Source organism: Thermostichus sp. OS-CIW-29, assembly GCF_054058195.1.
In genome coordinates this window covers 25807-35785 of record NZ_JBSSAB010000035.1, presented here as the reverse complement: position 1 = coordinate 35785, position 9979 = coordinate 25807, and the positions used below count along the sequence as shown (strand labels likewise).

The 9979-nt window shown below is 58.2% G+C and carries 10 protein-coding genes; 4 read left to right on the top strand and 6 right to left on the bottom strand.

Annotation, left to right across the window (positions count from 1 at the left end; all coding sequences use genetic code 11):
• Positions 1–124: 124 nt before the first annotated feature.
• The 6 genes from ACVWZJ_RS11800 to ACVWZJ_RS11775 form a co-directional block, all read right to left on the bottom strand.
• Positions 125–1822 (bottom strand): PP2C family protein-serine/threonine phosphatase, encoded by a 1698-nt coding sequence (locus tag ACVWZJ_RS11800; RefSeq protein WP_238376753.1) that lies wholly within the window; start codon positions 1820–1822, stop codon positions 125–127.
• An 80-nt stretch (positions 1823–1902) separates the two neighbouring features.
• On the bottom strand, positions 1903–3072 hold the full coding sequence (locus tag ACVWZJ_RS11795) for a glycosyltransferase family 4 protein (protein WP_457396165.1): 1170 nt from the start codon (positions 3070–3072) through the stop codon (positions 1903–1905).
• A gap of 139 nt (positions 3073–3211) precedes the next feature.
• Entirely contained in the window at positions 3212–4756 is a 1545-nt protein-coding gene (locus tag ACVWZJ_RS11790) for an MFS transporter (protein ID WP_457396163.1), read from the bottom strand.
• Between the two features lie 147 nt (positions 4757–4903).
• A complete protein-coding gene (locus tag ACVWZJ_RS11785; RefSeq protein ID WP_414329330.1) occupies positions 4904–5248 on the bottom strand; it encodes an MgPME-cyclase complex family protein in 345 nt (114 codons plus the stop codon).
• Positions 5249–5321: 73 nt separating this feature from the next.
• On the bottom strand, positions 5322–5783 hold the full coding sequence (locus ACVWZJ_RS11780) for a hypothetical protein (protein WP_457396161.1): 462 nt from the start codon (positions 5781–5783) through the stop codon (positions 5322–5324).
• 162 nt (positions 5784–5945) lie between these two features.
• The gene (locus ACVWZJ_RS11775) at positions 5946–7064 is read right to left on the bottom strand and encodes a class I SAM-dependent methyltransferase (protein ID WP_457396159.1); all 1119 of its coding nucleotides are present in this window, start codon (positions 7062–7064) and stop codon (positions 5946–5948) included.
• Positions 7065–7319: 255 nt separating this feature from the next.
• Between ACVWZJ_RS11775 and ACVWZJ_RS11770 the strand changes: the two genes are divergently transcribed.
• The 4 genes from ACVWZJ_RS11770 (at position 7320) to ACVWZJ_RS11755 (ending at position 9865) form a co-directional block, all read left to right on the top strand.
• A complete protein-coding gene (locus tag ACVWZJ_RS11770; protein WP_011433646.1) occupies positions 7320–7976 on the top strand; it encodes a response regulator in 657 nt (218 codons plus the stop codon).
• Positions 7976–8668, top strand: coding sequence for a queuosine precursor transporter (locus ACVWZJ_RS11765; RefSeq protein ID WP_011433645.1), 693 nt, complete (start codon positions 7976–7978; stop codon positions 8666–8668). Before ACVWZJ_RS11770 ends, ACVWZJ_RS11765 begins: the two co-directional genes overlap by 1 nt.
• 142 nt (positions 8669–8810) lie before the next feature.
• A complete protein-coding gene (gene psbZ, locus ACVWZJ_RS11760; RefSeq protein WP_011433643.1) occupies positions 8811–8996 on the top strand; it encodes a photosystem II reaction center protein PsbZ in 186 nt (61 codons plus the stop codon).
• A gap of 350 nt (positions 8997–9346) precedes the next feature.
• Positions 9347–9865: a DUF2808 domain-containing protein gene (locus tag ACVWZJ_RS11755; protein ID WP_238376751.1), complete on the top strand. Its 519-nt coding sequence runs from the start codon at positions 9347–9349 to the stop codon at positions 9863–9865.
• Positions 9866–9979 lie beyond the last annotated feature (114 nt).

Here is a 9979-nt window from a genome sequence, read left to right as displayed (position 1 = left end):
AACTCTCTCTTCTGTCTGTAAAAAAGCCAATATCTTCTGCCATTTGTTTTCATCTAAAAAAACCAACTTCATCCTCTTTCCTCTATAAATTATTCCCTCTATCCTAACATAAGATCAACACGACCTAGGCTGGCTCGGAGTCGGGCAACACCTTCAACACCACCAGCGTTGTGTCGTCCACGGGCTCAGGCCGCAGGGAAATTTCATCCTGCAACAGGAGCTCTGGATCCTCGGGCAGCCATAGGGGAAGAGGATGGGATCCCCGACGGCCTCGGAAGGCATCCATCTGCTCAAACAAGCTCTCCAAAATGTCTTCGGGGGAGTCGTAGCGACGGGCAGCGTACTGGATGGCGTCCATCAGCCCAGAGGTTTCCAAGCGCTCGCCGCGGGTGTTGGCTGTCTCCGTGTAGCCATCGGTGTAGTACACCACCACATCCCCGGGTTGCAGTTGCACGCAGCTTTCCGAGTAGTGGCTGTTTTCTTCCAAGCCGATCAGCGCCCCCTCTGTGTCCAGGGGTTGAATTTCTCGGGTGCGGGCCTGCCACCACAGGGTGGGGTTGTGGGCCGCGTTGCTGAAGCAGAGGCGATGGGAGCGGGGATCGTACTCCGAATAAAACAGGCTGATGAAGCGATTGGAGTTTTCCAGGTCACTGTACATGGCCCGGTTCAGATGTTGCAGAACACGGGCCGGCGAATGGCGGTTGAGGGCCTCCGCCCGCACCATGGCGCGGGTCATGGTCATCAACAGGCCGGCGGGCACCCCTTTGCCCATCACATCCCCAATGACGATGGCCAAGCGAAAGCCTGCCGTTTCTTCAGATGAGTCGGATGTTTCCAGGCGTTCGCCGGGAATCTTGATGAAGTCATAGTAGTCGCCCCCCACTTTGCTGGCCACCCGGCAACGGGCTGCCAAGCGAATCCCCTTGACTTGAGGGCACTCCCGAGGTAGCAGTTGGGTCTGGATGTAAGAGCCAATCTCCATTTCTTTTTCCAGGGCCATCTTGCGGCGCAAGGCTGCCGTCAAGCGGTCATTTTCGATGGCCACCCCTGCCTGATCGGCGACCAAGCGCAACAGTTGTTGGCGACGTTCATCCCAGTGGTAGCCAGGCTGACGGCTGAAGACGTACAAGCGACCCTGGACAGAGTTGCGAATCAGCAGCGGCGTGCCGAAAAGGCGTACATCCGGCCCCAAGCTCTGGCGGAACCGTTCGTCCAAGAGGTGTTCCAGGGCAGGGATCTTAACAGACAGGGATCCCTCCGTTTTGAGGATGGGCTCTTGAGCCGAGAGGGTCTGGGTAATTTGCTCCATCTCAGCCCGAATCTGCTCGCGGTGATTGAGATCGGAACAATGCAGTTGATCCAACTGGATGGTGCCGTTGGGATTGAACAAAACCAGGGCTCCGCCTTCGGCATCGGTCAGTTGGCTGGCCACAAAAGCCGTCAGCTCCAGGATCTGGTTCAAGTTGTTAAAAGAGCGCAGAGCAAAAGCCAGCCACGCCAGCAGATACTGCATCCGATGGTGTTCTCTCTCCAGTTCTGCCACCCGATCCGGCATTGCAGGGGCAGGCACAATGGCCGGCTTGACCTCCGGCAGCTCTCTATCATCGGACGCAACGGCACCTGAAGAGGTGGGATCCTCATCCTGGCCGGTCTGAGCTGAGCGCAAGTCCCCCGAATTGTCCGTGGGCGACAGCGACGGAGCATTGGGGGGGAGGGGATTTTTGCCCGAATCCTGGGCCAGCAAGGACTCTGACCACAAAGAATCTGACAGCCCGGCAGGGGGCTGCCCTAAAACGGCCTTTTGGGGGCTGTGATCATCCATCGGGAAGACTGGCGTTAATCCCTTGGAAACGTAACGAAACAGCTTAGCAAAAATATCACAAGCTTCATCACACTCATCCCTCACACCCAGCGATGCTGACGGGATCCCTGGCACAGCTCTCGGTAGAGCTGTTCCACCTGGCTGAGGTTGTGGCTGAGGGTATAGCGCTCCAGCACCCGCTGGCGGGCCTTCATCCCCAGCAGTTGGGTAAACTCCCGTTGATCCCGCAGCAAAGGCAGCAGCGTTTGCAGCTCTGCTGTCACCCGTGTCGGATCCAGCGGGATCCCAGCTCCATCGGCCAAAACCTCTCCATCAGCGCCGACATCGGTGGCTACCGCTGCCACCCCACAGGCCATCGCCTCCAGCAGCGACAAAGAGAGCCCCTCGATTAAAGAGGGCAAAACAAACACATCAGCCCCTCGCAAGATCTCGATGCGCTGCTGCTCGTCGGCAATATAGCCCAGCCAGTGGATCCCATGTTGAAGGGTGTAGAAGGGCTTGAGGGTGTTGAGCAGTGGCCCATCCCCCACGATCAGCAGACCACACTTCTCCCCCATTTGGGCGTGTTTCCAAGCCTTGAGCAGGGCCTCCAGGTTTTTCTCCGGCGAAACCCGCCCCTGATAGACGAAGATCCGCTCCAGTCCCAACCGCTGTTTGAGGGTGGAGGGCCCAGGCGCATACTTGTCCACATCGACCCCATTGGGAATGACCACCACCTGTTGGGGGCGCACCCCCAGCTTGACCAAGATCTCCCGCTGCGTTTCCGAGAAGACGATGGTGCGGTGATAGTTGGCCAAACACGGTGCGTAGAGCTGGTAGGCCAAGTATTGGGTGCGAGAGGCGATGTTGCGCCGCCGTCGGTCGAAGGCAGGGTGGAAAGTAGCCACCAGCGGCTGGTTGAGCTCAGCGCAGATCTCCGGCAACACAAAGTCGATGGGAGAAATGGTCAAGGAGGCATGCACCAGATCCGGCTGCAATTCCTTGAGAGCCTGGGTGAGCAACCGCTTGGCGTTGGGGGCCGGGATCGTGTAAATCTGCGATTTGTACAGACAGGGGAGGGAAACGTCTCGACGATCCAGCTCCGCCCTCCAGCCTTCACCACCGGGATCCAGAGCGGGCGGTTGGCCCTCGTTGGTGAAGTGAAAAAAGCTCACTTGATGCCCTCGATCCAAAAGGCCGTTGGTCATCTCGCGGCTATAGGTGACGTTGCCACAGAAAGGTGTCTTTTTGCCTATCCAGGCGATGTGCATGGGCGGATCCCCGCGGAGCTGAAACGCTGAGCTGCAAAGGGAGTCTCGATTCTTAAACCTCTACAAGAGTAGCAGAGTTGGCTCCTGCCTTGACCCGTTCCCCCAGAAGAGGGTATCCAGCCTGGCGCTGCGGCAGGATTTAGGGGGCCTCTCTGCCCAATAAGCTCCAGGTGTACAGCCCCGCCAGCCCCGTCAGAACAGCCAGGGCCACAAACATCCAGGGAAGGCCAAAGCAAGCTTCCGCCAATCCCGTAAACACCAGCGGCAAACTGAGGGCAATGTTGGCGGCGTTGTTCTGGAGCCCAAAGATCTTGCCTCGCAGATGGTCAGGCGTTTCCTCTTGGATCAAGGTTTGCATCGGCACCGCCACCAAAGCCCCCCCACAGCCCAACAGGGCAATCCAGCCCAAGCTGGGCAGCAACCAGTGGGTCGTCCAGGAGAGGGCTGCCAGAGCCCCACAGAGCAGCAGGGATCCCAGGCCAACCCAGGCGCGGCGGCTCATCCGTCGGCCCGTATGGCCCACCCAAAAGGCGCCGATCCCCATGCCTAGGCCAGCAGCGGCCAACAACACCCCGAACTGATCCGGCTTCAGCTCTGCCATCACTTCGGCCATGCGCACCGCCAAAACTGCCAGCGCCGCAAACAGCGAGTAAAGCACCACCACCTGCACCAAAGCAGCTCGGATCAGGGGCACCTGGCCGACATAGTGCAGGCCCAGCCGGAGATCTTCCCAGAGGTGAGGGACTTCCCAACGCCGGGGCTCCAGCTTCTCATGGGGTTGTAGCAGCAACAGCAGGGATCCCGCCAAGAGGTAGGCTCCTCCCACCAACAGCTCCGGCCCCACTTCCCAGCCCGGCAACCAATGGCGTATCCAACGATCCGCCAGGGTTAACAGCGGCTCCCCCACAGCAAACCCGACGATCAGCGAAGCCATCATCGTGGTGGTGTACAGGGAGTTGGCCGCCAGCAACTCTCCTTTCGGCAGGATCAGGGGCAAAGTCGCCTGCTCGGCAGGAGCAAAAAACTGGGTTAGAACCGAGACGGCAAAGCTCACCAGCAACAGCCCCGCAAACCCCAAGGGGATCCCCGGCCAAAGGTCGCGCCCGGCAGTGAGCCAGAGCAGCGGCGGCAACAGCAGCACTAGGATCCCACGCCCCAGGTTGGAGAGCACCAACACCCCTTTTTTCAGCCAGCGATCCACAAATACCCCTGCCAGGCTGCCCAATAGCATCGCCGGCAGCGTAAAAGCCAGCATGATGGCCGAGACCCAACCGCTGATGGAAGCCCCTTCAGGTTGAAATTCGCGGGCAACCAAGCCGATCAGCAGCACCAATAACACCTTGTCCGCCAACTGGGAACACGCCTGCCCCATCCACAGCAGCAGGAAATTGCGCCGGCGCAGCACGGTTACAAAGTTGCTCAGGCCCGGCTCAGCCAGACCTTGATCTTCTTTCTCTTCTTTTTGCCCTTTTTCGGGATCTTCAGGAGATGGCTCTGGCAAGGGATCCCCAGGAGAACACTCCGGCGAGCTGAGGGCGGGGCTTGCTGTCGGCTCAGGCAAGAGAGCTTCTGACTTCAGCCCCCAAGTTGGCGTTGACGCAGGTAGATCCCGGAGAGGGGAACTGGGGTGGCAGATCCCTGCCCCTCCCTCCGGCCAGCCCCATCGTTGCTCCAAAGTCATCATGCTCCCCAGGTGACCTGCCCATTTCCCCGACGTCGGCCCCACAACAGAATGGGATCCCGTCAGCAAACAAAAGTGGAAATGGGGTGCCCCGATCTTATCTTGGCCCGCCTTCCAATCCACCAACCCAAATCTTGGGAATCGGCAGGCCTAGCTTCCTGCGGCAGACAAGGAGCGCAAGGGATCCGGGATCGACTCGCTGGGAGCCACAAAGCTGCCCTTCTCTACAAAGGTTAAGCGCAGGCTCAGCCAACGAATAAAATCCGCGTTGGTGGATACCACTGCCCCCAGGGGCTCCTTCAACTTGTCCCGCAGGGGCTTTAACTCTGGAGCTTCCATGAAGGCCGGCTGGGGCACCCAGAAGAAATCGACAGGGCAATGGCGCTCCTCGCAGTATCGACGACGCTCCTCCAGCACCTCTTCCAGAGGCTCAGAACGTAAGAAAGACAGGCTGGCAACGACAAAATGATAGGTAGTCGGTTCGGCAGCAGACATAAGATTGCTGTGGAACTGTGTTGAGAATAAAGGCTAGAGCCGGGCGTCCACCGCTCCTTGCAGATCCTCTCCCTCAGAGAGAGGCAGATTTGAGCAGATGCGGAGCCGGATCGCGGGAGCTACACAGCGGCTGACAGTCTTCCAACTGCCGGAGAACGGGTAGCCGCGCCATGACTTCCTCAGGGGGCATGGAGTGTTCTGAAGCCTGCTTGAGGGTAGGTAGAGCCTGAGCTGCCCATTCCCGAGCCCAGGGAGCGGACTCAGGAGTTTCCTTCTCCTCCAACAGCTCTTGGCAAAGGGCAGTTGAGCGCTCCAAGTCACCACTGCCCTGATATGCCATGATCAGAGCTACACGAGCCAAAACGCATTCTTCCGGATCTGCCCTCGAGCCATTGCGCTCGCTCAGGCGGTGCTCCTGTCTCTCTTGGATGGAACAGCAGTAGCAGAACGACTCGAGAAGATTGATCGCCTCCAGGTAGCGCTCCTGCTTGAGAGCAGTAATGCCGGCGCGGAGGGATCCATGGGGGTGGGACATGAGCCTAAGTACAAGAAAAAGATCTTAGACGGACTTGCACCCAAGGGTTATCCAGTTAGTGGCCCGTCTTCTCATCCAAGGTTTCGTGTCTAAAACTACTATACACCCTCTGGACAAGTGACCGCCGATTTACTCTTCCTCTTAAGCTTGTGGAAGGGGCGCTCAACCTTTACGGGCTAGGGTGTAGGTGCTGACATAGTGAGTTTCTCGGCGCAACACCGCACAGCCTGCCTGTTGCAGGCGCGCCCCCAAATCGTCGTGGATGTAGTCGCGGTAGTAGGGTTCGTGGAAGGTTTGCATAAAGGCTTCCATCGTCTCCTTCAGCTCTGGCGAATCCAGCAGTTGCACCGAGTCGCAGATGACCACCACGCCCCCTGGCTTCACCACCCGACTCATCTCGTTGATGACATTTTGTCTGGCCGGGCCAGGCAGCTCATGAAAGAGAAAAACGCTGATGACGGCGTCAAAGGTGGCGTCGGCATAGGGCATGGCCTCGGCGTTGGCGCGGATAAGCTGGGGCAGCTCCCCCGGCAGCTCCTGCAACAGTCGGTTGGCCTTGCGCAGATAGGCAGGAGAAAGATCCAGGCCATACAAAGCTGCTTTGGGCAGGGATCCCCGCAGTAGGCGCAGCATCCGCCCCGTGCCACAAGCTACATCGAGGATGTGGGGGCTGACCAAGGTGGGATCCAAGGCATCTTTGAGCAGGCGAATCACCCGACGGCGCATTGCATCCGCTGTGCCCCCAAACAGCAGCTCCACCTGCAGGTCATAAAGCTCAGCCGAGCTGTCGCTCAGATAGCCGTTGGTTTGGTAATGAAAATTTTGCAGGTAGTATTTCGGATAGCCCTCGGTGGAGATGTCTTGAGAAAACTCTTGGTAACGCTTGCTGTGAACCCGCCGAGTAATTTGCGGCAAATCCAACCACACCTGTGGGTAATAGCGGGCAAAGTCCAGCCAGGGGTTGTCGAACAGGAGCGCGTGCGGGTAGTACCCTGCCTCAGCATCTTGCCAGTCCGCTTGCAGGAGTTGTTCGTAACGGGCCCGCAACACCTGTAGCGTGTCAGCGCTCACCCGCACCTTGGCCCGCGGCGGCGGGGTCCTCCCGGAGGAGAAGCTTTGCAGATCCCTGAGCACGGAGAGCATCAGATCTGAAGCTTGGGTGGAGAGCGCTTTGTGGGCAAAGCCGAAGATGTTTTTGCCCCACTGAAAAGCGCGGTAGGCAGCTTCTCCGACTGGAGATGGGATCGGCAGCGACAGCTCAGGACTTAGTTGTAGGCTCATAACCCTGCAAGGTGCGAATGAAGAATGAAGGCTTAACGTTTGTTTACACTTAATTATAGCAAGGCGGCCACGCCGGGCCGGCAGCCGCTGGGCGCGGGGAAAACCTGGCGGAATTGGATCCCTGAGCACACCCCATCTGGCCAAGCAGGGGAGTACTCTAGTGGTGTCCTCAAAAGGATGTCCCCGATTGCCCTATGAGCTGGAGGAAGGGGCTGATCAGGTCGATTTGATAATGGGAAGAGGGAGCGCCTCAGCATGACAACCAAGACGGTGTTGGTCATTGACGATAGCATCATGATTCGCAAGATGGTGGCCAGCATCTTGGCCGATCAGTTCCAAGTGGTGGAGGCCAAAGACGGGTTGACAGGGCTGGAAGCGGCCAAAAAACATCACCCCGACCTGATCCTGCTGGATTTTGTCATGCCCAAGATGGATGGCTATGACACCTTGCAGGCCATCCGCCGCGAAGACAGTCTGAAAAATACTCCTATCATCATGATGTCGGGGCTGAAGGAACAGGTGACTGCCCGCATTCCTGAGCCCTTTGTCGATTTTGATTTCATCGAGAAACCGTTTGAGGCAGATGCCCTTTTGGCTCTTATCCAAAAGGTCCTCCAGGTTGCCCCTGCCGCTGCACCGGAGCCGGGATCCGAAACCAACACCCAACTGATTCTGAACCGGCTCACCGCCATCGAGACGCTGCTGATTCAAGGTACGGAAAACTTGATCCAGCGGGAGGTGGTGGCGCGGCTTTCTGGGATCAACCAACGCCTGGCGCGTCAGGAATCCCGCAGCAGCAATCTGGAGGCCCAGATCAGCAAGCTCGCCGGCGAAGTGGAGCGACATGCCCAGGGTTTGGCCTTGATCGTCAAGGAGCTGCGACAGATCCGTAAACTTCTAGGAGGATCCTGATGTCTGAGAGGGTTTTTGAGCGAGCTTATCGGCACCTGGATGCGGTGACGGCTCTATTTGTGGCCGTGCTGCTGATTTCCAACATCGCCTCGACCAAGATCGTTCTTCTGGGGCCCTTTACCTTTGACGGGGGCACCATTCTCTTCCCCCTCAGCTATATCTTTGGCGACATCCTCACGGAGGTCTATGGCTATGCCCGCTCGCGACGGGTGATCTGGCTGGGATTTCTCTCGGCGGCCCTCATGTCGGTGACATTCATGATCGTGGGATCCCTGCCGGCCGCCCCCGACTGGCCCTATCAAGAAGCCTACGACCAGATTCTGGGCCTGACGCCCCGCCTTGTGCTGGCCAGCTTAATCGCCTATTGGGGAGGCAGCTTTGCCAACGCCTACGTACTGGCCCGCATGAAGGTGTGGACGCGGGGACGGTGGCTGTGGACACGCACCATCGGCTCTACCTTGGTGGGCCAAGCGGTGGACACGGGTCTGTTTGTCACTTTGGCTTTTTGGGGGGTGTTCCCTGGCCTGGACAGCTTAATACTCTCCAACTATGTATTCAAGTGTGCCGTTGAGGTGGCGTTTACGCCCCTGACCTATGCCATTACCGGCTGGCTAAAGCAGCAAGAACAAGAAGACTACTTCGATGTGGCAACCGACTTTAACCCCTTCCGCCTCCAGCCTGTATCCAGGTGAGTCCATCAACTGCCCCAACGGATTTGGCTTTGAGAGGGATCCCATTTTGGTATAGTCAAAGCGTTATCCTTTCTATCCTGCTGCCGTCCGGTGTTGCCGGGAGCTTTTATCCAAGACAAGACTTTTGTGAGGGATCCGCAAGATGATGCTCGTTTTCCAAATTGCTTTGTTGGTGTTGGTGCTTTACAGCTTGCTCTTGGTGGTGGCGGTGCCAGTGCTCTACAGCTCAGCCAGCGACTGGAGCCGGGCCAAGAATGTGATTTTGGTGGGATCCCTGCTCTGGGTGCTGATGGTGATCGGGGTGGGGGTGCTGAGTTTCCTCAAGTGAAGCCGTAGAAGGGCGAGGGCCAATCCACCGAAGGTCACCTTGTGGTCGCAATCAGCGTTGCGTGGGAGCTGCACCGTGGGTGTGGCGGCCCAAAGTTTTTGTCTGGGATCCTGGACGAACTACGCACTTCCGCACCTCGATAAGCCTTAAGCTCTCTCGGTAGAGGGGATCCCATCCTCTACAATGGACGGCGAGGCGTCGGCCTTGCTTGCCATCGGTCAGGCTGTCTACAGGCCGCGCTAGTGAGCTTTGAAGGTGCTGAGGTGTTTCAACCAGCGGAGGTTTGGGTGTTGAGAGCAGTGATGAGAGCAGGGAAATGTTCGCAGGAACTTGGCCTTGCTCGGCGAGGAATGAGGCTGGCCTTGGCGGTTCTGGTGATGGGGAGCCTGGGATCCCTGGTGATGCCCCATTCTGCAGAGGCGCAGTCGGGTTTGGTGATCACCGGCAGTGAAGGGGTACCTGTCCTCAGCTATCGGCTCGATTTTGGCGGGGTTCGCAGTCGTTTGGATCGCTATCGCCTGACCATTCCCCCCCAGAATGTGGCGGTGGCAGAAGTGCAGATCAACGGGGACAGGAATTTCGATGGCCGCATCGATCCGGAAAGTGTCCGCCTGGAGGTAGAAGGCCGCCCTGTAGAGCTGGATCAAGTGTACTGGAACGAGGAGTTTCGCTCTCTAGAGGTGGTGGCCCGTCAACCCATTGCTGCCGGTCAGGAGATCCGTCTGGTGCTCTCCAATGTGCGCAACCCCTCGTCTGCCGGCATCTATCGGGTGGAGGCGCGGGTACGGGGTACGGAACCCAACCCCCTCTTCCGGAATGTGGGCAACTGGCTGATTACCATTGAAGACCCAGAGCGGATTGGCTTCTGATCTATTGACCCGATGATCTGACCTACTGTCGATCTTTGCGGCGATCCTATAGGCACAGCCCTTTTGCGGGTCTGGGACAGCGACACCCAAGTTCCCGGCCAGTTGGGGTGGGAT

What these genes read in the sequence shown, in the direction of transcription:
- ACVWZJ_RS11800 (WP_238376753.1), bottom strand. Translation starts at nt 1,822, where the DNA reads ATGGATGATCACAGCCCCCAAAAGGCCGTTTTAGGGCAGCCCCCTGCC.
- ACVWZJ_RS11795 (WP_457396165.1), bottom strand. Translation starts at nt 3,072, where the DNA reads ATGCACATCGCCTGGATAGGCAAAAAGACACCTTTCTGTGGCAACGTC.
- ACVWZJ_RS11790 (WP_457396163.1), bottom strand. Translation starts at nt 4,756, where the DNA reads ATGATGACTTTGGAGCAACGATGGGGCTGGCCGGAGGGAGGGGCAGGG.
- ACVWZJ_RS11785 (WP_414329330.1), bottom strand. Translation starts at nt 5,248, where the DNA reads ATGTCTGCTGCCGAACCGACTACCTATCATTTTGTCGTTGCCAGCCTG.
- ACVWZJ_RS11780 (WP_457396161.1), bottom strand. Translation starts at nt 5,783, where the DNA reads ATGTCCCACCCCCATGGATCCCTCCGCGCCGGCATTACTGCTCTCAAG.
- ACVWZJ_RS11775 (WP_457396159.1), bottom strand. Translation starts at nt 7,064, where the DNA reads ATGAGCCTACAACTAAGTCCTGAGCTGTCGCTGCCGATCCCATCTCCA.
- ACVWZJ_RS11770 (WP_011433646.1), top strand. Translation starts at nt 7,320, where the DNA reads ATGACAACCAAGACGGTGTTGGTCATTGACGATAGCATCATGATTCGC.
- ACVWZJ_RS11765 (WP_011433645.1), top strand. Translation starts at nt 7,976, where the DNA reads ATGTCTGAGAGGGTTTTTGAGCGAGCTTATCGGCACCTGGATGCGGTG.
- psbZ (WP_011433643.1), top strand. Translation starts at nt 8,811, where the DNA reads ATGATGCTCGTTTTCCAAATTGCTTTGTTGGTGTTGGTGCTTTACAGC.
- ACVWZJ_RS11755 (WP_238376751.1), top strand. Translation starts at nt 9,347, where the DNA reads ATGAGGCTGGCCTTGGCGGTTCTGGTGATGGGGAGCCTGGGATCCCTG.